At 60.8% G+C, this 23,093-nt stretch carries 20 protein-coding genes; 9 read left to right on the forward strand and 11 right to left on the reverse strand.

The window, feature by feature from the left end; genetic code table 11:
* Window positions 1–36 precede the first annotated feature (36 nt).
* Window positions 37–1,509: a C69 family dipeptidase gene (locus G5229_RS09170; RefSeq protein ID WP_421208987.1), complete on the forward strand. Its 1,473-nt coding sequence runs from the start codon at window positions 37–39 to the stop codon at window positions 1,507–1,509.
* A gap of 60 nt (window positions 1,510–1,569) precedes the next feature.
* On the opposite strand, the gene G5229_RS09175 is transcribed toward G5229_RS09170, so the two are convergent.
* Genes G5229_RS09175 through G5229_RS09185 form a run of 3 tightly spaced genes read right to left on the reverse strand, consistent with a single transcriptional unit; the run spans window position 1,570 to window position 3,172 of the window.
* On the reverse strand, window positions 1,570–2,316 hold the full coding sequence (locus G5229_RS09175; RefSeq protein ID WP_216980039.1) for an SDR family oxidoreductase: 747 nt from the start codon (window positions 2,314–2,316) through the stop codon (window positions 1,570–1,572).
* Window positions 2,317–2,373: 57 nt separating this feature from the next.
* Complete coding sequence (locus G5229_RS09180; RefSeq protein ID WP_040067114.1) at window positions 2,374–2,619, reverse strand: DUF3624 family protein; 246 nt, start codon at window positions 2,617–2,619, stop codon at window positions 2,374–2,376.
* A 31-nt stretch (window positions 2,620–2,650) separates the two neighbouring features.
* Entirely contained in the window at window positions 2,651–3,172 is a 522-nt protein-coding gene (locus G5229_RS09185) for a GNAT family N-acetyltransferase (RefSeq protein ID WP_021231662.1), read from the reverse strand.
* A gap of 186 nt (window positions 3,173–3,358) precedes the next feature.
* Here G5229_RS09185 and G5229_RS09190 point away from each other — a divergent pair, with 186 nt between their 5' ends.
* On the forward strand, window positions 3,359–4,798 hold the full coding sequence (locus tag G5229_RS09190) for a RimK family protein (protein ID WP_421208988.1): 1,440 nt from the start codon (window positions 3,359–3,361) through the stop codon (window positions 4,796–4,798).
* 83 nt (window positions 4,799–4,881) lie between these two features.
* Here the strand turns inward: G5229_RS09190 and G5229_RS09195 are convergent, their stop codons facing one another.
* Both G5229_RS09195 and G5229_RS09200 read right to left on the reverse strand, forming a co-directional pair.
* A complete protein-coding gene (locus G5229_RS09195; protein WP_421208989.1) occupies window positions 4,882–6,510 on the reverse strand; it encodes an alpha-amylase family glycosyl hydrolase in 1,629 nt (542 codons plus the stop codon).
* Between the two features lie 109 nt (window positions 6,511–6,619).
* Entirely contained in the window at window positions 6,620–8,587 is a 1,968-nt protein-coding gene (locus tag G5229_RS09200) for a TonB-dependent copper receptor (protein ID WP_421208990.1), read from the reverse strand.
* On the opposite strand from G5229_RS09200, the gene G5229_RS09205 reads away from it, so the two are divergent.
* Window positions 8,576–8,836, forward strand: a complete 261-nt coding sequence (locus G5229_RS09205) for a hypothetical protein (protein WP_141108901.1) — start codon at window positions 8,576–8,578, stop codon at window positions 8,834–8,836. The two genes, G5229_RS09200 and G5229_RS09205, sit on opposite strands and share 12 nt — an antisense overlap.
* Here G5229_RS09205 and G5229_RS09210 read toward each other — a convergent pair.
* Window positions 8,833–9,090 carry a DUF2442 domain-containing protein gene (locus G5229_RS09210; protein ID WP_005335997.1) on the reverse strand — a complete coding sequence of 86 codons (258 nt, stop codon included), beginning with the start codon at window positions 9,088–9,090 and terminating at the stop codon, window positions 8,833–8,835. The two genes, G5229_RS09205 and G5229_RS09210, sit on opposite strands and share 4 nt — an antisense overlap.
* Window positions 9,091–9,349: 259 nt before the next feature.
* Between G5229_RS09210 and G5229_RS09215 the strand changes: the two genes are divergently transcribed.
* On the forward strand, window positions 9,350–11,314 hold the full coding sequence (locus G5229_RS09215) for an LTA synthase family protein (protein WP_421208991.1): 1,965 nt from the start codon (window positions 9,350–9,352) through the stop codon (window positions 11,312–11,314).
* Window positions 11,315–11,405: 91 nt separating this feature from the next.
* Here the strand turns inward: G5229_RS09215 and G5229_RS09220 are convergent, their stop codons facing one another.
* On the reverse strand, window positions 11,406–11,876 hold the full coding sequence (locus G5229_RS09220; RefSeq protein ID WP_005336001.1) for an Lrp/AsnC family transcriptional regulator: 471 nt from the start codon (window positions 11,874–11,876) through the stop codon (window positions 11,406–11,408).
* A gap of 143 nt (window positions 11,877–12,019) precedes the next feature.
* Here G5229_RS09220 and G5229_RS09225 point away from each other — a divergent pair, with 143 nt between their 5' ends.
* Window positions 12,020–12,538, forward strand: coding sequence for a cyclin-dependent kinase inhibitor 3 family protein (locus G5229_RS09225; protein ID WP_421208992.1), 519 nt, complete (start codon window positions 12,020–12,022; stop codon window positions 12,536–12,538).
* Here G5229_RS09225 and metA read toward each other — a convergent pair whose 3' ends face one another.
* The gene (metA, locus tag G5229_RS09230; protein WP_421208993.1) at window positions 12,539–13,486 is read right to left on the reverse strand and encodes a homoserine O-succinyltransferase MetA; all 948 of its coding nucleotides are present in this window, start codon (window positions 13,484–13,486) and stop codon (window positions 12,539–12,541) included.
* 144 nt (window positions 13,487–13,630) lie between these two features.
* Here metA and G5229_RS09235 point away from each other — a divergent pair, with 144 nt between their 5' ends.
* The 4 genes from G5229_RS09235 to yidA all read left to right on the forward strand — a co-directional run bounded on the left by G5229_RS09235 (window position 13,631) and on the right by yidA (window position 18,905).
* Window positions 13,631–14,869: an HD-GYP domain-containing protein gene (locus tag G5229_RS09235; protein WP_201937853.1), complete on the forward strand. Its 1,239-nt coding sequence runs from the start codon at window positions 13,631–13,633 to the stop codon at window positions 14,867–14,869.
* Window positions 14,870–14,922: 53 nt separating this feature from the next.
* Window positions 14,923–16,071, forward strand: a complete 1,149-nt coding sequence (locus G5229_RS09240) for a competence/damage-inducible protein A (RefSeq protein WP_421208994.1) — start codon at window positions 14,923–14,925, stop codon at window positions 16,069–16,071.
* Window positions 16,072–16,326: 255 nt separating this feature from the next.
* Window positions 16,327–17,994: a FapA family protein gene (locus G5229_RS09245; protein WP_421208998.1), complete on the forward strand. Its 1,668-nt coding sequence runs from the start codon at window positions 16,327–16,329 to the stop codon at window positions 17,992–17,994.
* A 101-nt stretch (window positions 17,995–18,095) separates the two neighbouring features.
* Window positions 18,096–18,905 carry a sugar-phosphatase gene (gene yidA / locus G5229_RS09250; RefSeq protein WP_005363212.1) on the forward strand — a complete coding sequence of 270 codons (810 nt, stop codon included), beginning with the start codon at window positions 18,096–18,098 and terminating at the stop codon, window positions 18,903–18,905.
* Between the two features lie 108 nt (window positions 18,906–19,013).
* On the opposite strand, the gene G5229_RS09255 is transcribed toward yidA, so the two are convergent.
* The 3 genes from G5229_RS09255 to G5229_RS09265 all read right to left on the reverse strand — a co-directional run.
* Window positions 19,014–22,097 (reverse strand): transglycosylase domain-containing protein, encoded by a 3,084-nt coding sequence (locus G5229_RS09255; RefSeq protein WP_309508295.1) that lies wholly within the window; start codon window positions 22,095–22,097, stop codon window positions 19,014–19,016.
* A gap of 208 nt (window positions 22,098–22,305) precedes the next feature.
* On the reverse strand, window positions 22,306–22,623 hold the full coding sequence (tmaR, locus tag G5229_RS09260) for a PTS system regulator TmaR (protein ID WP_005336024.1): 318 nt from the start codon (window positions 22,621–22,623) through the stop codon (window positions 22,306–22,308).
* Window positions 22,624–22,898: 275 nt separating this feature from the next.
* Window positions 22,899–23,093: hypothetical protein (locus G5229_RS09265; protein WP_421208995.1), on the reverse strand; the 195-nt coding region annotated here is incomplete at its 5' end.

Here is a 23,093-nt window from a genome sequence, read left to right on the forward strand (position 1 = left end):
CTGACTCTCACTCACCGCAACCCTTCGGGTACACCTATGAAAAAACACACCTTGAGTCTTCTCTCCGCCACCCTGCTCACCCTGCTTGGCACCAGTGCCGACGCCTGTACCGGCCTTATCGTCGGCAAGGGCGCCAGTGCCGATGGCAGCGTGATGATCGCCAGAAACGAGGATTTTGGCGTCAACAACTGGAACAAGTACCTCGCCTTCCGGCCCGCGCAGCAGAACGAGGGCAAGATCTGGAAGCTGGGTAACGGGCTGGAAGTGCCGATGCCAAAGGCGTTTTTCGCCTACTCCGCCATTCGTGACTGGGATGCCACAGCCAGCGACCCCGACGGCAAGTATTACGAGGAGCGCGGCATCAACGAGTTCAACGTCGCCATTTCGGCCACCACCAGTGCCGAGGTCAACGACAAGGCCCAAAAAGCCGATCCGCTGATCGAGAAAGGAGTGATTGAAGCCATCATCCCGACCCTGATCCTGCCGCAGGCCAAGACGGCCAAAGAGGGGGTCGAGCTGCTCGGCCGCTATGTGGAGCAATATGGCGCCGGTGAGGGCAACAGCCTCTATCTGGCGGATGTGAACGAGGCCTGGCTGATGGAGATCGGCTCCGGCCACCACTGGATCGCGGTGCGGGTGCCGGACGACAGCTACGCCATGGTGGCCAACGGCCTGCGCATCCACGGCGTCAATCTCGACAGCGCCGATGTGCTGCACTCGCCCAAACTGCTGGAGTTCGTGCGCGAACACAAACTGCTGGATAACGCCGACACGAAAGAGTTCAACTTCGCCAAGGCGTTCGGGGTGATTGCCGATCCCTACAACGTGGATCGGGAGTGGCTCGGCCAGAAAATGCTGACCGCCTCCCACAAACAAGCGACCCGGCAGGCACAATATCCGCTGTTTATGAAACCGGATGCCCCCATCGCCGTGCCGGACGTGGCCAGGGTGCTGAGCGCCACCTATGACGGTACGCCGCTCGCGGGCAAGGCGGAGCGGCCGATCCGCGTCGATCGCCAGCTGGAATCCCACGTCATCCAGCTGCGCAAGGAGATGCCCAAAGAGCTGCAGGGGCTCATCTGGCAGAGCTACGGCGTGCTGGCTGAATCGGTCATGGTGCCGCTCTACAACACCCTGGAGTCCTACCCCCTGCCCTATCGCACCGGCAGCGACAACTACTCCGATGATTCTGCCTACTGGCAGTTCCGCAGCCTGACCGCGCTGGCCAGTGCCGATCCGGACAAATACCTGCCGCTGCTGCGCGGCGTCTGGAGCAAAGAGAGCACCAAGCTCTACAAGGAGGTGGCCCTGCTCGACCAGAGCCTGAAGCAGGCCTATGCCAGCGACAAGGCTACAGCCATCGGGCTGGCCGCCGACTACTCCTACGGCCAGTTGGAGCAGACCTATCAGATGGCCAAAACGCTGCGCTACAAGCTGATGACGGATCTGACCAAGCGCACCGAGAAGAAGTATTCGCCGGAGGAGTTCAAGAAGATCATGAGCCTGTAATCGGCTCGCCAACGCAAAGAGGCTCCCACGGGAGCCTCTTTGTTTCAACCAATGCAGCGATCAGCGACGGCTGATATTGAGCGGGCCGAAGGTCTGCGCCACCGGCATGATCTCGATGCTGTTGATGTTGACGTGGGCCGGTTGCTGGCTCACCCAGAGCACGGTATTGGCGATATCTTCCGGCTGGATCGCCTCCACCCCCTGATAGACGGAGGCCGCCTTGGCATCGTCACCGTGGAAGCGCACGTTGGAGAACTCGGTGCCGCCGCACAGGCCAGGCTCCACGTTGGTGACGCGGATGGCGGTGCCCGCCAGATCGGCGCGCAGGTTGAGGCTGAACTGCTTCACGAACGCCTTGGTGGCGCCGTAGACGTTGCCGCCCGGATAGGGGTAGGTGCCCGCGATGGAGCCGATGTTGATGACGTGACCGCGATTGCGCGCCACCATGCCCGGCAGCAGCAGGCGGGTGAGCAGGGTCAGACCGCTGATGTTGGTGGCGATCATCTGCTCCCAATCTTCCAGATCCGCCTTGTGGGCCGGCTCCAGCCCCAGCGCCAGACCGGCGTTGTTGACAAGCAGATCCACCTCGCTCCAGGCGGCTGGCAGAGCGGCGATGGCGGCGCGGGTAGCCGCCTTGTCCTGCACATCGAACGCCAGCGGCAGGAACTGCTCGCCCAGCTCGTCAGCCAGCGCAGCCAGCCGCTCGGCACGGCGACCGGTACCGATCACCTTGTACCCCGCCTGCACCAGCTGGCGGCTGATGGCTTCACCAAAACCGGACGAGGCGCCCGTTACCATTGCAATCATCTGAACCTCCATTAACTCAACCGATATTGTTATTTATGTTGTTGAAACCAATCTGATTTATTCATCGCTCAATTCACGTCCGGTCGCCTTGCGCCAGACAAATACCACCAGATGGAGCAGCAACAGGCCCGAGCCACCCAGCGCAAACAACAGGCCGGTGAGGGCGTTGACCGAGGTATCGGCGCCGCACCACCACCAGACCAGCCAGCCACTCAGACCGATGACAAAGGTCTGGATGGCACAGACCGGGCAGCGCCCCAGCTTGGCCCTGATGGCGGTGGCAAGACAGTTATCGCAGCTCATCCTGCTCCTCGATGTTGCTTGTTCAATACGGTCAGTTGGCCTGTGAAGATGGCTTGCGCGCCTGAGTACGAGCCACTCTGCGCCGCTCACGCTCCTCGTCGCTCACCAGCGGCAGCACCAGCCGGTGGGCGTGCTGGTCGCGGCCATAGTAGTCCGCCAGCCGCTGCTGGGGACGAAATCCCAATCCCTGATAGAGCGCCAGCGCCTCTTCGTTGGCGTCCCCCACTTCGAGGCGAATCGCCCCCCAGCCAGCGGCCTTGCCCTCGCGGATCACCTGCTCCAGCAGACGCCGCGCCCAGCCCAGACGACGCACCGTCCAGCGGATAGCCAGCGCCTGAATGACCAGCCGATCCCAGCCTCTGTGCTCCAGCAGGCAGAGATAGCCCATCAGCTGATGTTTCTCGTCCAGCAGCAACAGGGTGCGCCCCTTGGCGTGGGCCAGCAGATAGTGCCAGCGGCTGCGGCCAAAGGCGACTTCGGGGGGAAAACAGTAGCGTTCCAGATTAACGATGGCGCCCAGATCATCGGTTCGGGCCGCACGTACGGTCAACACGGGGAGTCCTTGTTCGGTTATTTATCCTCAGCACCAAAAATGCGACTTGTATCACAAGTTACCAAGGCGTCATATTAGGCACTGTAACCTCTTGTTTCCCCTCGCGCCATTGTCGTGCTTGTCGGTGCATCGAAGCCCACTGGGGATCCTGCCTGTTCAGGCAGTCTGATCTGTGGAGCCGAAAATATGAGTACCTATGTCATCGTCGAAGAACTGGGCGACTGGCCTTGCCATGCCGATTATCTGCTGACCGCCCGCACCTATCTGCAACATGGCGTGCCGACCACCGGCGGGAGGCCCCGCATCATCAACCTCTGCCGCAATCTGGAGCACCTGAGCGCAGGCTACTACTGCTCGCTGCTGGCCCAGGCCCGCGGCCACCACTGCCTGCCGGGTCTGCAAGCCATCAGCCGACTGCAACCCCAGCAGCCACCGGCCAAGCTGTGGCGCAAGGCGCAGGGATGGCTGGCCCAGCAGAGCGAGGATCGGATTAGAGTGCGCGCCATCTTCGGCCAATGTGAACAGAGCGAGCTGGCGGGGCTGGCCCGCTACTACTATGGCCTCAGCCAGTTGCCGCTGCAGGAGCTGACCCTCAAGCGCGGCCGCCACGGCTGGTCGGTGCGCCAGCAGCAGAGCCTGTCACCGCTGGAGCTGAGCCCAAGCGAGAAAGAGCTGATGCTGCACCACGCTCAGGCACTGGTGGGCACCGGTGACGAGGAGCAGGCGGCGCCGCTCTATCAGCTCGCCATTCTGGTCGACCCCAACGACGGCCGTGCCAGCAGTGATGGGCTGGCGCTGGAGCGCTTTATCCGGGCTGCCGCCGCCCAGGGCATCCGGGCCGAGATCCTGCCACCGTCAGCCATCGAACGGCTGCCGGAGTTCGACACCCTCTGGCTGCGTGCCGAAACCGCGGTCGGCCACTACACCTTCGAATTTGCCCATCGCGCCGAACAGCTCAAGATGCCGGTAATCGACAGATCCCGCGCCATCCTCGCCTGCAGCAACAAACTCTATCTCTACGAGCTGATGGTGCGCAGCGGCGTGCCCATGCCGCCCACCACGGTGGTGACCCGCCGCGGCCGCCACCATGTGGACGAGCTGGTGCAACGGCTCGGCCTGCCGCTGATGGTGAAGGTGCCCGACGGTGCGCAGGGGCGCGATCTCGCCATGGCCAGCGACGAGCAGCAGCTGGCCCGCCTGCTGGACGAGGGGCTGGGTAGATCCGCCCTGCTGCTGGTGCAGAGCCGGATCCCCGCCGAGTTCGACTGGCGCATCGGCTTTCTCGACGGCTCGCCGCTGTTCGCCTGCCGCCGCTACCGGCCCGAACCGGGCAACCGCATTCGCCGCCGCAAGCACCCCCTCGACATGAGCCGCATCGAGGCGCTGCCGCTTAACGAGGTGCCGGAGCGGGTACTGCAGACCGCTCGCCGCGCAGTGCATCAGCTCGGCAATGGCCTCTACGGGCTCGATTTGCGCCAGCAAGGGCGTGACTGCGTGCTGCTGGAGATCGTCGACAACCCCTGGATCCGAGGCGATATCGAAGACAAGGAGGCGCAGGATCTCTACGAGCGACTGGCCCGCGCCTTCCGCCAGCGGCTGGAAAACCGGGGCCAGACCACCGCATAACCCGCCATGACTTTGTCGCCCACAATGACAGAGAGGGCCCCGCGATGGCGCCCTCTCTCATATCAACGCGTGCTGTGGCTGACTTATTGCAGACGCAGGAAACGCCCGCTCAAGGGCGGTATCTCCACCGTCACACTGCTGCCGCCGATGGCCAGACTCTCGCCGCTTTGCAGATCCACCAGCGCACTGCCACTGCGCAGCTTGCCTGTAGGCAGGTTGTAGCTGAGCGCCGTGGTGGAGAGGTTAAGCAGGTAAACTATCTGCTCCCCCGCCGTCTGCTTGATGTCACCATAGAGGCTGCCCTCGGCCACCAGTTTGACTCGCTCTCCCTGATAGAGAGCGGGGTGCGCGGCACGCATCGCCAGCAGCTGGGCGAGCCACTGCTTGAGCTCGGCCTGTTCGCTACCCGGCACAAAACCGGTGACAGCGGGCACCTTGCCGTCGCTGCGGGCCACATGATCGTCGCACAAGCCCTGCGCCGCACAGTCACCGCTGACCTTGGCAGCAAAGCCCGGCACCTCGTCGCCAAACTCCTCGCCATAGTAGAAGGTAATCGGGCCGGAGCGAGCCGCAATAAAGCTGAAGGCCGCCTTGTGGCGCTGCCAGTACTCGGTCGACTTGAAGTTGCCACGCTCCAGCAGATCACCGAAACGCACCAGATCGTGGTTGCCCAGCATCAGATTCGGCATTGCGTGATTCGGGTAGTTCTCCACCTTGTTCCAGCTGGCGTCAAGCACGCTGGCCCCCTGCCCGCCCTTGCCGGACTCCTCGACCGCCAGCGCCTGCACGATGCCGTAGCGCAACGGGAAGTCAAAGGCTGAAGAGAGCGCCGGATTGTCGCTGCTGCCGTAAGCCTGGGCGCGAATATCGTCAGCCCCCTTCCACACCTCGCCCACCATATAGCCAAGGGTGCCCCACTGCTGACCGGCTGCCTTGCGCGCTGCGCTGGCCTGCTCCACCTCGCTGCGAATGGCGCGCCAATCATCCAGCCCAAGCTGATAGGCTTGATCGAGGCGCCATCCGTCGATGCCGTACTGCTCGACCCAGTAGCGGGCTACCTCCTTGAAGTAAGCGAGGCTCTCCGGCTTGCTGTAATCCACCAGCTGGCCGGGATAACCCGCACCGCCGCTGGTGAGGGCTGGCTGACGCCCCTCTGGCGAGGGCTTGCTCACCCCCACCTTGTTGACATGGCCAAACACCCCGTCGAGGAAGACATAGAGGCCGCGCTGGTGCGCCCCGTCCACCAGCTGTTTGAGCTTGGCATTGCTGCCAAAGTTGGGATCCACGGTAAAAAAGTCGCAGGCGAAGTAGCCGGTGGCATCAAGCTTGTTATCGCCGCCTTGCCCCGCGCAGGAGTCGAACACCGGGGTGAGCCAGATGGCGTTGACGTTGAGACTCTTGATGTGGTCGAGACTGTCGATGATCCCCTGCAGATCGCCGTTGTGCTGGGAGGGGCCATAGCCGACGCCGTAGTTGGCACTGCCGTCACCATCGGCAAACGACTCCACCATTACCTGATAGATGCGCAGGTTGCAGGCGAGTTGATCGTCGCCATAGCAGGCACGACTGGCCGTGGAGACCGGAGGGTGAGTGACCGGCGGATTGACGACGGGGGGAGCGCTCTCCCCACCTGAACTACCGCTGCCGCCGCAAGCCGCAAGTAACAGGGCGGCCCCGAGCAGGCCGCCATAGCGTAACGTTCCCTGTTTCATTGTTATGTTCCCGCTGTGAGAGCAGGCGTCTGATACGCCTGTTTTTCACCATGATAGCGATGCTCACACAGCGGTGTCTGTGACTGAAAACGTTATCTGACTCAACTGGTTAGAGCACCCCTGCCGAGACAAAACGGTAGTTGAGCGAGAGCCAGTAGGCGCGGCCCGGCTCGGGGATGCGGCCGCTCTGCTCATAGCCCAACCCCGCCTGACTGGCGTGCACCGACTTGGAGAGGTGCTCGTAGTAGAAGGTGTCGAACAGGTTGTCCACCCCGGCCGAAAGCTGCCACCCTTTGGCAAACTGCCAGGCGCCGCTCAGGTTCATGGTGAAGAAGCCCGGAGTCTCCCCCTGATCCTGACCCGCGACCGTGCCGGAACCGACGTCCACCCGATCCTGCGCCGCCACCGCGCGCCCCAGCAAGGTAAAGCTCAGCGCCTCGTCCGGCTGCCAGCCCAACGCCAGCTTGCCATCAAGCGGCGGCATCTGGGCCAGCGGCTTGTTGTCGCTCTGGTTTTCGCCATAGACCACCGCCAGACCACCATCGAGACGCCACTGCTCGGCAAACTGCCAGCGCCCCTCCAGCTCGCCACCCCGGGTCTGGGCATCGATATTGCGCGCCTTGTTCGACTTGCTGTTGTAGAGCAGGTAGTCCTTGATGTCGGCGCTAAAGAGGGAGAGGGTCAGGTCCAGCTCGCGACTGCGCAGGGCCAACCCAGCATCCCACTGGCGACTGCGCTCCGGGTTGAGGGTAAACGGGGTACTGTCCTTGCTGCGCTCCCAGTAGTCCGGCGCACGCTCTGCCTGCCCCCAGGCCAGATAACTGGACCAGCGGGGCGACCACTGGTACTCATAGCGACCGAAACCGCTGTCGAGGTGTTCGGTCTCACTGTAGAGAGTCTGATCCCCCGCACCATAGCGAGTTGTCTCGACCCTATCCTGCCGGTAACCCCCCTTGTAGCTGTGAGCCCCCTGCTGACGACCCAGTTCGGCGAAGCCGCCCTGCTGCTCGAAACGCAGGGTGCGCTGACGATCTTTGGTGGCATAGTCGACCCCACTCCGACTGCGATGCTGATCCCGGTTGCTGTCTAGCCCTGCGGTCAGCAGCCAGTCGGCAGGCAGGGCGATATCGTTGGCCCAGCGCCCGCCGGTATTGCGGCGATCCGGGTTGGAGAGCATCTTCATGCCGCTGTTTGGCCGCAGGCTAAAGTTGTCCATGATGTGGTCTATGTAGTTGTCCCACAGGGTCAGCTCGCTGCGCTGCCAGTGAGTGGTGACCTGCTCCTGCTTGAGCTTCAGCCCGAAGGATTCGCGATCAAACATGGGGCCATCCATGGTGCGGTCCGCATAGGCGGCGCGGGCGTTGCTGCGCTCGGCGGTCAGTTCCAGCCAGGTGTGCTCCCCCGGCGTCCAGCCCAGCTGGGCGGTGCCGTTCTCGCGGCGATAGAAAGATCGCACCTTGTTACCGTGACCATCGCGGTAATCGTCGCTATCGGAGTGGGTGAACTGACCGCGCAGATAGCCGTCGGTCGAGCCCGCCGTCATATCCACCATCTGATCATCACGGCCAAAGCTGCCATAGAGGGCCGAGGCATCGGCCTTGAGGCCCGGTGCGGTGAACTCGGGCCTGTCCCGCTCGAACAGTACGGTTCCCGCCAGGGTGGCACCCTGCTCGAGGGATTGCGGCCCCTTCAGCACCCGGATCCGGTCAAAGGATTGGGGGAACACATAGGCGGTGGGCGGGTCCATCCGGCCGCCACACCCACCGGCCAGCATGCCGCCATCCATCTGCACGTTGAGGCGGGACATCCCCATCCCCCGCAGTACAGGGTCGCCACCGAGCCCCCCTTTGCGCACCATGCTCATGCCGGTGACATTCTTCAGATAACCGGCGCCGTCGGCAGCGGGCATGGGGGAACCGGGCTTCTTGGGATCCAGCGTCACTTCAAGTGTGCTGGCGGGGCGGGTTGCCACCACCACCATGGGATCCAGCTGTTGAACCGATTCCTGACCGGCAGCGCCGTGACAGGCGAGCCCGCCCACCAGCAGGGCAAGAGGTGTGCGCATATGACAAGCCATACATTTTCCTTATGTATTTGTTTATTTTGTTATTTTCATTCAACCGACCAAACCTTTCAGCAAGGGAAAGGTTTGCCATCAGGCCGCAAAAAAGGCCTGCGGCGCGAAAGCGGCAAGCCTCTGTCAGGTGAAGCGAAGGCAAGTTGGCAAAATGTTGCGCAGGTTTTACCCAAGTTGGCTCAGAAAGGCAAACGGGCAAACATTCCAGTAACAGGAATCTGGCGTTGGCTCACAAAAAATGGGGATTAGCTGAAGGCTTCCCGCTCATCGATGGGAGAGATGAGGTGATAGACCTCATGGGCGGATAGCGTGCAGCCAACAGGCCACTCCAGCTGGTGGTGACGGTTGATGAAGACCCGGGCGCAGTGACGCTCGCTCTCCAGCTTTGCAAACAGCGGCTGGGTTCGCCAGGGGGTCAGATCCAGCACACCCGTGGTTCCATCCGATAACACCAGAAACAGGCGCCATCCCCGCACATACTCGACATCGATAAAGACCGGCATCCCTTCGGCTCCGATTGAGATAATTCGCGGCAATTATAAACACCAGTTCACCATCCATACACGCTGTGGCTCACATTTTACCCAGCAGATTATGCTGTGCTCATTAGTGGCGCGACATCACATTTTTAGATGATAAATGTGTTAATGCCGACTTTTAACAAACTTGAATGCAACCTTAACCAATTCGATCTGTCATAACCTCACAACAACTAAAAAAACGTCTGTGGACAGACGTTTACAGTCTCATTCAGGAACAAACATGACAGATCTAAAACAGCGACTCGGCCCGTTCTGGCCCTTCGCCGTCTTCTGCGCGCTCGCGCTTTTTTCTCTCTCTTTCAGCCGAATCGCCCTCGGTCTCTGGCAACTGGAACGGGTGGATGCCGTGGCCGGTTGGCAGGAGATGCTGCTGCAAGGGATCCGGGTCGACTTTGCGACCCTCTGCTGGGTCTGGGGTGTCCCCGCCATGCTCACTCTGCTGCTGGCAGGCCCCCATGCCATCGGCCGGGGCTGGCTGCAACTGATGCGCGTCTGGCTGACCGTCGGACTCTGGCTGATGCTGTTCCTCGAGATCTCCACCCCCTCGTTTGTCACCGAATATGGCGTGCGTCCCAACCGTCTCTATGTGGAGTACCTCATCTATCCGAAAGAGGTGTTCGCCATGCTGTGGGCGGGGCGCAAAGCCGAGCTGCTGCTGGCGTTACTCTTCAGTGGCGCCGTGCTGACCGGCGGTTGGTGGCTGAGCGGCCGTCTGGTGCATGGCCTCAGCTTCCCCCGCTGGTATCTGCGTCCGGCCTTCGCCCTGCTCATTCTGGCCATAGGTTTTCTCGGTGCCCGCTCCAGTCTCGGCCACCGCGCCCTGAACCCGGCCATGGTCGCCTTTGCCGAGGATCCGCTGGTCAACTCGCTCACCGTCAACTCCGCCTACTCCCTCTTCTTTGCCATCAAACAGATGGGCGCCGAGGAGGATGCCGGCCAGTTTTACGGCGAGATGACCCCTCAGAAGGTGCTCGAAGTCATGCGCAAGGAGAGTGGCCGTCCGGCCAGTGATTTCAACTCAGATCTGCTGCCCAGCCAGACCTTCAACCAGGCGAGCTTCCAGGGTAAACCGAAGAATCTGGTGATCCTGCTGCAGGAGAGCCTGGGCGCCCAGTTTGTCGGCTCCCTCGACGGCCTGCCGCTTACCCCCAACATCGACGCCCTGTCGCAGCAGGGCTGGGCCTTCGAGCAGCTCTACGCCACCGGCACCCGCTCGGTGCGCGGTATCGAGGCGGTACTGACCGGCTTCACGCCGACCCCGGCACAGGCGGTGGTCAAACTCGGCAAGAGCCAGACCAACTTCTTCACCATCGCCGATCTGCTCAAACAGCGGGGTTACGACACCAGCTTTATTTATGGCGGCGAGAGTCACTTCGACAACATGCGCAGCTTCTTCCTCGGCAACGGCTTCACCACCATCGTCGAACAGAAGGATTTCGACAATCCGGTGTTCAAAGGCTCCTGGGGCGCCTCCGATGAGGATCTGATGGCCAAGGCCGACGAGACCTTCAAAGCACTGCACAAGGAGGGTAAACCTTTCTTCAGTCTGGTGTTCAGCTCCAGCAACCACGATCCGTTCGAATTCCCGGACAACCGCATCGAACTCTTCGAGCAGCCCAAGCAGACCCGCAACAACGCGGCCAAGTATGCGGATTACGCCATCGGCGAGTTCTTCAAAAAGGCGAAACAGTCCGACTACTGGAAGGACACCCTGTTCCTGGTCATCGCCGATCACGACAGCCGGGTCGGTGGCGCCAGTCTGGTGCCCATTCCCCGCTTCCATATTCCGGGGGTTATCGTGGGCGATGGCATAGTGCCGAGAAAGGATTCGCGTATCGTCAGCCAGATCGACATGGCGCCTACCCTGCTCTCCCTGATGGGGATCAGTGCCGACTACCCCATGCTCGGCAAGGATCTGACCCGTATGCCCGCCGACTGGCCGGGGCGCGCCATCATGCAGTACGACAAGAACTTCGCCCTGATGCGCGGCAAGGATGTGGTGATCCTGCAACCGGAACGGGCGGCAGAGGGCTATGTCTACGACAATGCCAGCGAGAAGCTGACTCTGGCGGCGCAGCCGGACGCCTTGAAGGAGGATGCCCTCGGTCTTGCCCTGTGGGGCAGCATGGCCTATCAGAAGAGTCTCTATCAGACGGCCAAGGATGAACGCACCGCAGCCAATTGAGCCACCCGAGCAAATTCAATCGATAGCAGAATGGAAAAAACCGCCAGCTGGCGGTTTTTTCCATCTATCCATACCGTCGGCCCACAGGCCGTTATGGCTGGGGAAAGCAGGGCAGGGAGCGGCTGAACTTGTGCTCGAATACCAGCGAGGTTTCGAGGTGCACCACCTCCTCGCGGGAGGTGAAGTGATCAAAGACAAAGTTGCGCAGGTGCTCGGTGTCGGAGACACAGAGGTGCACCAGAAAATCATCCTTGCCCCCCATGTGGAACAGGCTGATCACTTCGGGCAGCGCAAGAATGGCATCCCGGAAGGCATCGATGATCTGGCGGCTGTGGCGGGCCAGTTGCAGGGAGACCATGGCCTGAATGTGGCCACCGAGGGCCTGATAATCCACTTCGCAGTGCGCTCCCTTGAGCACGCCATCCTGCTGCAGCTTGCGCACCCGCTCCAGACAGGTGGAGGGGGCAACACCGACCAGCGCGGCCAGATCCTTGTTGGTCATGCCCGCATCCCGAAACAGATGGGCCAAGATATCCAAATCCAGTTGATCCAGGTTTCTCATCTTAACTCCTTGAACCGCTCAATTTTTTAGACTCTGCCCGTAAACCGGGGCAAACACAACGGCCATTGACATCCCCCCTGCCCCGCCTATCCTTGGCGCCATTCACCGGCCGCAGCCCTGCGGCCACCACGCGAGGATCCGCCATGCCCCCGTATCACCCCTTCTGGAGCCTTGAGGTTCCCCGTGTCGACGGTCAGCTGCTGCTGACCCCCTGCCCCGGCACCCAGCAGGTGCCGCTGACCCTGGCGCTCGATCAACTGCGGTTGGCCGGTGCCCACGGGGTGGTGACCCTGATGACAAGCGCCGAGTTGATCCGACTCGAACTGGCGCAGCTCGGCCAACAGGTCGAGCACGAAGGGATGCGCTGGCTCCACCTGCCCATCGAGGATGATCTGGCCCCCGATGCAGCCTTCGAGGCCGCCTGGCAACAGGCGCTGCCGCAGCTGCGCGAGCTGCTGGGGGATGGCAAACATCTGGTCATCCACTGCAAAGGGGGCAGCGGTCGTACCGGTCTGGTCGCCGCAGCGCTGCTGATGACCCTCGGCCAGCCACAGCAAGAAGCGATGGCCGCCATCAAGGCCCACAGACCCAAGGCGTTTACCCTGGCCTGCCACCGCCAATGGCTCGACAGGCTGGCCCAGCGGCTGGAGCTGGGCGACTGACTACTTGCCCCCTTGGTCATAGGTGAAGACCTTGCCGATATCCTCCACCCGATAGCTGGTGAGCTGATAGACGTAGTAGTTGAGCCAGTTGGCAAACAGCAGATGACCATGGCTGCGCCAGCTGGCGCGCGGGGTCTTGCCCGGATCGTTATTCGGGTAGTAGTTGACCGGAATAGCCGGGTCAAGGCCCGCCGCCAGATCCCGTTGGTACTCCCCATCGAGAGTCAGGGCGTCGTACTCCGGATGCCCGGTGACAAACACCTGACGACAATCCTTGGTCGCCGCCAGATAAACCCCCGCCTCTTCTGACTCGGCAAAAATCTGCAGATCGGTGTGGGCGCGGATCAAATCGCCATCAAACGCCGCATAGCGGGAGTGGGGCGCGACAAACTCGTCATCGAAACCACGCAGCAGCGGTTCGTGCTCATCGAGGCGATGATGATGATACACACCGGAGAGCTTCTCGCCGTGAGTCTGCTTCTCCATACCATACAAGGCTTTCAGCGCCGCCTGCACCGCCCAGCAGAGGAACAGGGTGGAGGTAACATGCTGATGGGACCACTCGATGATCTCGACGATACGCGGCCAATAGACCACCTCCTCGAACTCCACCAGCCCGAGCGGCGCCCCCGTGATGATCATGCCGTCGTAGTTGTTGCCACGCACCTGCTCGAAGTCGTGATAGAAGTTCTCGAGATGGGCCTGCGGCGTGTTCTTTGACTCCCTGTCATCAATGCGCAGCAGATCCACATCCACCTGCAGCGGCGAGTTGGAGAGCATCCGCATCAGCTGGATCTCGGTCTCAATCTTCTTGGGCATCAAATTGAGGATCAGTACCCGCAGCGGGCGGATGTTCTGGGTGACGGCCCGGGATTCCGTCATCACGAAGATGTTCTCCTGCCCCAACACTTCGGCTGCGGGCAACTGATCCGGGATCTTGATCGGCATGCTTACTCCCTGTACTGCATCGGTAAATATGTCTGGACATCCAGAAGCCTATAATAAAGCTCCCACCCTGTCATCAGATACCTTTTGTATTCACTCTCGCCTTTGACTAGCATACGGCTCAGTATCTCCCCTGCATCCAAGATAATGACCGGTATCAAGATTTCCGTAGATCGACTGCAAGTCGGCAACTATGTCTCCCTGCCACTGGGGTGGCGCGAACACCCGTTCCTGTTTTCCAGCTTCAAGATCAAGAATGAAGAGGAGATCGAGCTCATTCGCCGACTCGGTCTGAAACTGGTCACCATCATTCCCGACAAGAGCGACGTTCCGCCCAAGCCCCTCAATCAGGTACAGCCTCAACCACAAGAGAGCGCAGACGCCGCCCAGCGCCAGGCTCAGATGCAGCAGGAGAAGGACCGCCGCATCGAGCAGTTGCAGCAGTATCGTCGCAACCTGCAGCAGTGCGAGAAACAGTTTCAGCAGTCGCTGGCCCAGGTGCGCAGCGTGATGAGCAAGCTCCAGTCCCGCCCCCTCAATGCCATCGGCGAGGCGCAGGAGCTGGTCAACGCCATGACAGAACAGCTGCTCTCGGTGGACGAGATGGTGCTCCATCTGGTCTCCGACAGCGAGGATGGCAACAACCTCTACTTCCACTCCCTCAACGTCAGCGTACTCAGCATGCTGCTGGCCAAGGAGTGCAACATGTCGGCCGACCAGATCCGCCATATCGGTATGGGGGCGCTGTTCCACGACATCGGCAAACTGAAGATCCCGAGCCAGATCCTGCGCAAGACCGAGCCGCTCACCAGGCCGGAGCAGAACCTGATGGCCCAGCACCCGCGCTACGGGCTGGATCTGCTCAATCTGGCCAAGGATTTCCCGTCGGAAGCGAAGGGGATAGTGCTGCACCACCACGAATATCTCGATGGCAGCGGGCCGGAAGGGCTCAAGGGCGGCCAGCTCGATCAGCTCACCCAGATGGTGTCGCTGATCAACGAGTACGATAACCTCTGCCACATGCAGGCCAAGGTGCCCTACTCGGCCCTGAGCGGCCTCTACAAGCAGCGCAAGGCGCAGTTCAATCCGGAGTACCTCAGCATGCTGATCCGGTTGATGGGGATCTACCCCCCCGGCAGCGTGGTGCAACTCTCCAACGGTCAGGTTGGGCTGGTGATGTCGGTCAACGCTTCCCGCCTGCTCTACCCCTCGGTGCTGGTGTACGATCCGCGCATTCCCCGTCAGGAAGCCGCCATCATCGACCTGCAGCAAGCCGAACTGTCGATCGCCAAGGTGATCCACCCCAAACGGCTGCCGCCCGCCGTGTTCGAGTACCTCAATCCGCGTACCCGGATCAGCTACTACTTCGAGCACAACAAAGCCTGATTGTGTTGGCCCGAGGCCAACCATTGCCACCCGTTTAATCCAAGGAGCCTGCCATGCGTATCGAGATCATCAGTACCGGAGACGAAATAGTGACAGGTCTGGTGGTGGATACCAACGCGGCCTGGCTCAGCGCTCTGCTGCTGGAACAGGGGTGGCAGGTGCGCCGTCGCCTGACGGTGAGTGACAACCTCGCCGACCTGAAAACGGTGCTGCAAGAGAGTGCCAGCCGCGCCGAGGTGGTGCTGGTGTGTGGCGGACTCGGGCCCACTGCCGACGACCTGACCGCTCAGGCTGCCGCCGAGGCCTTTGACCAGCCACTCACCCTCTTCCCCGACTGGCTCGCTACCATCGAAGCGCGCTACGCCAGCCGTGGCCGCCCCATGGCACAAAGCAATGCCAAACAGGCCTGGTTGCCACAGGGGTGCGAGATCCTCGACAACCCGGTCGGCACCGCCTGCGGCTTTGTGGTGCGAAGTGGCCAGAGCCAGCTCTTCTTCACCCCGGGCGTGCCGTTCGAGTTTAAGCAGATGGTGCGCGAGCAAATTCTGCCGCGCCTCAAACAGCTGGCCGGGGCACAGATCGATACCGAGCTGCGTCGCTTTTACACCTTCGGCGTCTCGGAGTCGGCCCTCAGCGATATGCTGGATGGCGCCCCCTGGCCGATGGGTATCGAGCTGGGTTACCGATCCTCCATGCCCCTTATCGAGCTGAAACTGATCGGCCACGGCGCCAGTGCCGCTGATATGGAGAGTGCCGAGCGCCGACTGCTGGATACGGTCCGCCCCTGGCTGGCTGGCTGCGGAGATACGGAACCGGCGCAGCAGATCCTCGCGCTGCTGCAAGGCAGGCCGCTGTCTCTGCTGGAGGGAGAGAGTGGCGGCGCCCTGCTGGCGCTTTGTCACGGCCATTCCCGGCTGGAGGCCAACTTCAGTACACAACTGGCCGATGAGCTGGCGCAGCTACCGACGACCGATGCGGGCCTGCAACTGACCATAGGGCGAGAGGGGCCAGAGGGAGTGCCACTGCTGCTCAGCGCCGATGGCATGCACATCGGTCAGACAGTCAAGGTCAGCCACCCCGACCCGGAGAGCCGCCGCAAGATCCTCGCCTTTGCCGCCCTCGACATGCTGCGCCGCCATATGCTGGGTGAGCCGGTACTCGGCGATTACCTCACCCTGGCCAGAACAGCCCAGCGCAGCTGATAAGAACCGCCATTCCCCTGCCAGCGACTCTATGTCGCTGGCGCTGCGATCCGTCTTTTCACTCCGTTTCCAAACAGCGCCCACATTTATCTGGCCGCCATCACCGATTTGACTTCAATTCATTGACCATTCAGAGGAAATATCTGAATACTGCCCACTCTCAGGGTTGGCGACTCGCTTTATTAATCATTGAGAGATTAAATGACAGTAGAGGAGCGAGCCGATCGCTCCGTTCTCATCCAGCAAGGAGATGCGGTGTTAAGCAAAGAGTGGTTGCTGCTATCAAGCGATATGGAACTGGTCTGCCTGCGGATTGCCGCCGGTCTCACCAAACCTGTCACGGAACAGGATGTGCAGGCTCTGCTGCTCGCTTCCAACTGTCGCCGCTATCAGCCGCTGCCCGAGGGGATCAAACAGGCCATCAGCCTGCTCAACACCCTGCTCACCAACCCTGCCGCCCCCGTCCCCGCCAACCCCATCCCTGTCGGCAAGCGTCAGGATGCCCGACTCGCCGTAATAGTGGAGAAGGATCGCATGAGCGCCATCGCCCAGATCACTGCAGACTGGGGGGGCAAGTATGTGACGCTGGAACAGCTGAAAGAGGCGATCGCCATCAGCGAAATCAAACAGGGGGTGAGTGAGCAACTGCTCACCGCTGCCATCCAGTCGGCCAAGGAGGCCGCCCCCGGCAGTCAGCTCAAGCTGGTGATTGCCAACGGCCAGCCAGCCGTCAATGGTCAGGACACTCGCTATGAGCGGCTGGTGGAGACCCCGGCCGAACGGATCCTCAAACCGCAGGAGTTGGGTCATGGCAAGGTCGACCTGCGGGATCTCGGCTCCATCGTCACCGTCAAGGCCGGCGCTCCGCTGATGCGCCGTCATCCGGCCACCGTCGGGGTGCCCGGTTTTACCGTGACCGGTCAGGACCTACCAGCCAAGGATGGCAAAGACAGTCCGATGAGTGCTGGCGAGGGTACCTTTATCTCCCCCGACGATCCCGACCTGCTGATTGCCGGTCGGGCTGGCCTGCCCTGTCAGGAGAAAGCAGGCATGAAGGTGGACGAGGTGCTCAGCGTAAAACAGGTGGATGCCCGCCACGGCCATATTGATTTTGAAGGGGGCTTAATCGTCAGCGGCGACGTCAACCCGGGCATGAAGATCCGGGTCAGCGGTGACATCGTGATTGGCGGCTTTATCGAAGGGGGCTGGATCGAGGCGGGGGGCAGCATTACGGTACGCCACGGCATCATTGGCCGCCGCAACGAGCAGGGGGAGTACCTTTGCCAGCTCAATGCGCAAGGGGAGATCCACGCCAGTTACGCCCAGTATGCCCAGCTGGAAGCGGGGGGGGATATCCAGATCCAGAGCCAGCTCAGCCACTGCTACTCCCGCAGCGGACAAGATATCAAGGTAGGCGATAGCAACATGCGCAAAGGCACTCTGCTGGGGGGCACCAGCATTGCCAATCGCCTGATCATTGCCCCCAGCCTGGGGGCCGAGGCAGCCAACCATACCCGGCTGCAGATCCTTGGCGGCTACTTCACCCACAAGGAGCAGGAACACCAGCTCAAGCTGCGCCAGCAGGCGTGTCAGGCCCAGCTGGAGAAAATCAAGGAGCTGGTCATGAAGTTGCTGCAACTGCCCAGTGACAAGCGCAATCCGGATACCCTGCGCAAGCTCAAACCGATCCGGGACCATCAGCTGGCCGAACTGGCCCAGCTCGATGAGCAGCTCACCGCCAACCAGGAGGAGCTGCGAAACTTGATGGCTCAGATGGAGGTCATTGCCACCCAGCACCTCTACTCCGGCATCGAGGTCGAGATGGCCAGCTTCAAACGCAAGGTTACCATTACCCGAGGCCCTACCCGCCTGACTATTCACGACGAGCAGCTGGAGATGACCCCTTACGAGGGGCACAGCTAGGTGAACCATCCGCATCGACCGTGATCCCGCCGTCGATTTTCGCTACACTCGCCACTTCCTTGGCCCCACCGGGTGGGCCAGCCAGACTCAGGTAGTGAGAGATGTACAAGCTGATCGCATTGGATATGGATGGCACCCTGCTCAACCCGCAGGGCCAGATTACTCCCCGCACCCACGCCGCCATCAGCGCCGCGCGCGCCAAAGGGGTAACCGTTGTGCTGGCCTCCGGCCGCCCGCTGGAAGGGATGAGCCGCTATCTGGAAGAGCTCGGCCTCACCACAGAGCATGACTACGTCATCTGCTACAACGGCGCCCTGGTGCAACAGGTGGCCGATCAGCGCATCATCCGCAGCCAGCTGCTGACCGGCAGTGACGCCAGCGCCGTCGCCAAACTGGCTGACGAGCTGGAGGTGAACGTCCACGGTTTCTCGGTGACCCAGGGCCTCATCAGTCCCCGTGTCAGTACCTACACCGAGCACGAATCCCGCCTGATCGGCATGCCGATCAATCTGATCGACTTCGCCACCCTGCCTGCCGACGAGCAGATCATGAAGGTGATGATGATCGACGAGCCGCCCCAGCTCTCCCGCGCCATCGAGCGACTGCCTGCAGAGCTCTATGAGCGCTATACCGTGGTACAGAGCGCCCCCTTCTTCCTCGAGTTCATGAACAAGCAGAGCAACAAGGGAACCGGCGTGGCCGCACTGGCCGAGCACCTTGGCCTGACCGCCGATCAGGTGATCTGCGTCGGGGATGCGGGCAACGATCGCCACATGATCGAATACGCAGGCCTCGGGGTTGCGATGGGCAATGCCACCGACGAGATCAAGGCGCTCGCCCAGCACACCACCGCCCGCAACGATGAAGATGGTGTAGCTCAGGTGATCGAACAGTTCGTACTGAACGCCTGATCGCAATCGAGCGCCGCTGCGCCCGATGAGGATATAAAAACGGGGAGGCTGTCAGCCTCCCCGTTTTTCTGGTTAGTTATCTGCGTGATGAGCGGTAATTCGCTCGCATCACTGGTTCGCCAGACACTGGGTATGGGAACCCGGTTGCAGGTAAGGCGTCAGCAGAGGAGCCATCCCCTTGAGCACCTGCACCGGCAGTGCCGAGGTGAAGCGGAACTTGTCAGACTGGCTACCCGGTACATAGGCGGTCAGGGTACCGAAGTGATCCTCACCCAGATAGAAGACGAAGGTCGCGGTGCGGTTGCGCGCCAGCGAGCTGGTCACGTTGCCATAACGACCCACGGTTTCAATCCGGTTATCCCCGGTCCCGGTCTTGCCCCCCATCTGAAGCACAGTGCCATCCGGCAGGGTAAAGGCACCGGCGATACGTCTTGCCGTGCCCCCTTCGACCACCTTGGAGAGCGCACTGCGCAGGGCGGCCGCCACCTCTGCCGGCATCACCCGGGTTCCCTCGGTGTGCTGCGGCTCAAACTCGGTCTCGAAGGGCGTCCCCTTGGCGAACGAGAGGTGCTCGATACGCAAAGTTGGCGAGCGGATACCGCCATTCTGGATAATCCCCATCAGCTCGGCCAGTGCTGCCGGGCGGTCGCCGGAGCTACCCAACGCGGTCGCCAGCGAAGGCACCAGATGGTCGAACGGATAACCGAGCTTGGCCCAGCGCTGATGGATATCGAGGAAGGCTTCAACCTCCAGCATGGTGCGGATCCGGCTGTCACGAGCACTGCGATGGCGAGTCTTGAACAGCCAGCTGTAGACCTCCTGCCGCTCGTCACGACTGGCCGCCACCGCGTCGGCAAAGGTCGCCTTGTCGAACTCCTTGAGATAGGCCAGCAGCCACAGCTCCAGCGGGTGAACCCGGGCGATGTAGCCCTGATCCGGAAGTGAATACTTGCCCGGGCCATAGCTGACGTAGAGCTGATTGACCCGCTTGGCGCTCAACTTCTCCCGCGGCAACCGCTCCGCCAGGAAGGCAGCAAATGCAGCTTCACTGGCTTCCGGCATCAGGTAGCGGTGAACCGCCGCCAGACGTACCGCACTCGGCTTTAGACCGTCGAGGAAGGTATCGAGTTGCTCCTCGGGAGTCTTGCCGCGATATTTGCGCCAGAAGCGCAGCAGATAGGTCTGGCCCTCTTTGTCGGCAAATTTGGCCAGATACTCCTGACGACGGGGATCCTTGTCGTCCTTCAGCAACTGGGCACGGTTGCCCTCCTTGTAGAGGCTGTAGCGCACGATATCCCGCATCAGCCGTACAAAGGGCAAGTTAATCGACTCACGCAAAGAGTCACGCAACGTCGGAATGCGATTGTTATCCTCGCGGCGGAAGTTGTTGAAGGTGTGCATGCCGCCACCGGTAAAGAACCCTTCGTTGGGGCTGGCGGAGTATTTGCGATCCAGCGCCGCTTCCAGCATCACAGGCAGGCTCTTGTCCTGAGCCGTCATCAGATAGGAGATGGCCCAACGGCTGAGGTTGTCCTGAGAGACGGCAGCCAGCTTGCGCAGATTCTCGACCGGCATCCCGGCATAGTTGTCGTGCAGCTCGGCCACGATCTCCAGATAGGTAGTCAGTACCCGCAACTTGGCGGTTGAGCCCAACTCCAGCTTGGAGCCTTCGTTGATATCGAACGGCTGATCGGTGTTGTCGGTCTGTACCCGCACCTTGAACCCATCCGGCGACTTCTCGAACAGGGTGAAGCTGTAGCGCACATCGCCGGTCTTCTCCGGCGAGAGCAGGCGCTCACCAAACAGTCCCACCTGAGCGGCAAACGTCGGGTCGGCCAGCTGTTGCAGATAACGGGAGATTTCGTTCTGCAGCGGCATGTTGAGGCTGGTATCGGCGGTCAGATCCATCCGGTCAAGGTCATAGAGCTGCACCCCGAGCTGACGGCTCAGGCGAGTACGGGCAACCTGCAACCCCTTGTTATTGTTCACCCGGGTGATAGCCGGGGACTGCAGGAAGTCCCGGAACGTAATCTTGGCCTTGAGCGCCGCCTCCATCAGAGGTGGCGTGATCATCCCCTCCTGCACAAACAGGCGCAGGTAGCTGTCGGTCAGGGTAGCCAGCGCCTCTCGCCCCTGAGCCAGATAGTAAGAGGGACGGCGGTGCGCAATCATCAAAGAGACAACCTGACGCAGGGCAAGTCCCTGTTCGGCCAGCGGTGCGTTCTGGTTGCGGGCGGGGTCCAGCAGACGGTTCACGTCATCGACATTGGCACCAAACCAGACCCAGAGACCATCCCCCAAACCATGCACCTCACCATATCCCGGCGCAGCCGAGAGCGGTACCGAGTTGAGGTAGGCCCAGGCGACCAGCTTGCGCGCTTCGAGGGTTTCCGGCCCGAGACGATAGGCACGCACGCTGGCAGAGGCCATCTGACGGATCTTCTCGGTCGGCGACAGGGTCAGGCCATCCGGCGAGTGGCGATACTTCTCCACCTGGGTCGCCAGGGTACTGCCACCGGCAGATTGATCCTGCATATCGAGCGCCTTGCCCACTTGAGAGAGCGCGGCCTTGGCAAAACGGGGCCAGTCGACCGCCGGGTTGGCCAACGGCTCTTCGTTGCTCAGCAAGTCGCGGTTCTCGATAAACAGCAGCGACTGGATGACGAGCGGCGGAATTGAGTCAAAATCCGGATAGTGATGGGTCGGATACTTGAATTGATAGAAAGGTTCTGCGCGGCAATCGTGCAACGTCAGGCCAGCCTGCACCTTCTCGGTATAGGGCACGAAGAAGCCACGACTGGCGTAGTCATAGAGCGCGTCGGAGAAATGCACCTGCTTGCTGACTTCATAGCCCCGCTGAAGCAAACGCTCCTGCATCATCGGCAGTTGCACATAGCCGAGCCGCTTGTCGAACGGGCCATCCTCAGGGAATGCGATCTGCTTGCTCTGGCCAGGCTCGACCTGATAGGTGAGCTTGGCGGCATAACGGGATATCTCCTGAGATTGCAGCTTCGAGGTTTTCATCTCATAGCCAACCAGAGCGATCACCGCCCCCAGGCACAATAAAAAGAGAAAACAGAACAGCCAACGCCACCAGGGACGGCGCTTGCGCTTTGGGTTCCCGTCCGAGGTCTGGACAGATGAATCTTGAGATGCCACTTGTGTCAAATCCGTCTGTTCTGATGCGCCCATATCAGCCCCACCATGGTTGCGCAATTTATTGTGTTTCACTCAAGCTTAGTCTTTTCAAGTCAATGGCTTGAAACTATTGACCGCTTTGTAGTGATGGTAACAGGGCAATTCTAAAAAGGGGAGCCGATTGTTGCAGGAGTGGCAGAGATCAGAGCTGATAACAAAACACCGGCCAGTGGCCGGTGTCTTTTAAGCAAAAGCTGAACGCTTACTTGTGAGAGCTCATGCCCTTCAGTTTGGTGCTCAGCTCTTTACGCTCTTTGGAAAGCTCGGCGTTCTTGATGATGTGGTCATCCACGCGCTCTTCATAGTCGGCACGCATGTTGGCGATGATCGCCTGCACATCATCAATACTCATGCCCGGCTTGATGTAGTCGCTCAGGTTGTCGAGCAGCAGCACGCGCTTCTGGTTGTCACGGATCTTTTTCTCGTTATCCGCAATTTCACGCTTGAGTTTGTTCTGGCGACGGGACATACGCACATATTCCAGTACATCGCTGAAGGTGGACTTGTTTACTTGTTCCATATCGATACCACTGACTTAAGGTTGATAAAAACTGGCCAAGTTACACCTGGAACCCGGCAAACTCGGCGCGGGACAGGCAAACTCAAGATGCCCTTACTCTACCGAGTTATAAGCGAGATACAACCCTAATCGCGCGCCATGAACAGAGTTTGGCCAAAAGTAAACCAGTTAAAATAGCCAGTAATCCATCAGATAAGGGCTTGATATAGATAGAAAATGGAGGAAATGACAGGGCTTTAGTTCTCTTCCTGCAGATAAATGCTAATACAGGCTGTTTAACACGCTAAAAACATCAAAACCCAGTCGTCAGACTGGGCTTTGTGTTGGTTCTGGTGTGCAAACCAGTGGGACTTATGGGCAAAAACCGCCCATAGCAAAAAGGCCTTCCCATCAGGGAAGGCCTTCAAATTAGTGGCGGAGCGGACGGGACTCGAACCCGCGACCCCCGGCGTGACAGGCCGGTATTCTAA

This window comes from Aeromonas sp. 602396, assembly GCF_049173735.1.
GTDB classification, from domain to species: Bacteria; Pseudomonadota; Gammaproteobacteria; order Enterobacterales; family Aeromonadaceae; genus Aeromonas; species Aeromonas veronii_A.

Excerpts from the sequence above, each read along its gene's own strand:
- G5229_RS09195 (WP_421208989.1), bottom strand. The coding sequence starts at position 6,510 with ATGAAACAGGGAACGTTACGCTATGGCGGCCTGCTCGGGGCCGCCCTG.
- G5229_RS09200 (WP_421208990.1), bottom strand. The coding sequence starts at position 8,587 with ATGGCTTGTCATATGCGCACACCTCTTGCCCTGCTGGTGGGCGGGCTC.
- G5229_RS09205 (WP_141108901.1), top strand. The coding sequence starts at position 8,576 with ATGACAAGCCATACATTTTCCTTATGTATTTGTTTATTTTGTTATTTT.
- G5229_RS09170 (WP_421208987.1), top strand. The coding sequence starts at position 37 with ATGAAAAAACACACCTTGAGTCTTCTCTCCGCCACCCTGCTCACCCTG.
- G5229_RS09225 (WP_421208992.1), top strand. The coding sequence starts at position 12,020 with ATGCCCCCGTATCACCCCTTCTGGAGCCTTGAGGTTCCCCGTGTCGAC.
- G5229_RS09220 (WP_005336001.1), bottom strand. The coding sequence starts at position 11,876 with ATGAGAAACCTGGATCAACTGGATTTGGATATCTTGGCCCATCTGTTT.
- G5229_RS09175 (WP_216980039.1), bottom strand. The coding sequence starts at position 2,316 with ATGATTGCAATGGTAACGGGCGCCTCGTCCGGTTTTGGTGAAGCCATC.
- G5229_RS09240 (WP_421208994.1), top strand. The coding sequence starts at position 14,923 with ATGCGTATCGAGATCATCAGTACCGGAGACGAAATAGTGACAGGTCTG.
- G5229_RS09235 (WP_201937853.1), top strand. The coding sequence starts at position 13,631 with ATGACCGGTATCAAGATTTCCGTAGATCGACTGCAAGTCGGCAACTAT.
- metA (WP_421208993.1), bottom strand. The coding sequence starts at position 13,486 with ATGCCGATCAAGATCCCGGATCAGTTGCCCGCAGCCGAAGTGTTGGGG.
- yidA (WP_005363212.1), top strand. The coding sequence starts at position 18,096 with ATGTACAAGCTGATCGCATTGGATATGGATGGCACCCTGCTCAACCCG.
- G5229_RS09180 (WP_040067114.1), bottom strand. The coding sequence starts at position 2,619 with ATGAGCTGCGATAACTGTCTTGCCACCGCCATCAGGGCCAAGCTGGGG.
- G5229_RS09210 (WP_005335997.1), bottom strand. The coding sequence starts at position 9,090 with ATGCCGGTCTTTATCGATGTCGAGTATGTGCGGGGATGGCGCCTGTTT.
- G5229_RS09215 (WP_421208991.1), top strand. The coding sequence starts at position 9,350 with ATGACAGATCTAAAACAGCGACTCGGCCCGTTCTGGCCCTTCGCCGTC.
- G5229_RS09255 (WP_309508295.1), bottom strand. The coding sequence starts at position 22,097 with ATGGGCGCATCAGAACAGACGGATTTGACACAAGTGGCATCTCAAGAT.
- G5229_RS09190 (WP_421208988.1), top strand. The coding sequence starts at position 3,359 with ATGAGTACCTATGTCATCGTCGAAGAACTGGGCGACTGGCCTTGCCAT.
- tmaR (WP_005336024.1), bottom strand. The coding sequence starts at position 22,623 with ATGGAACAAGTAAACAAGTCCACCTTCAGCGATGTACTGGAATATGTG.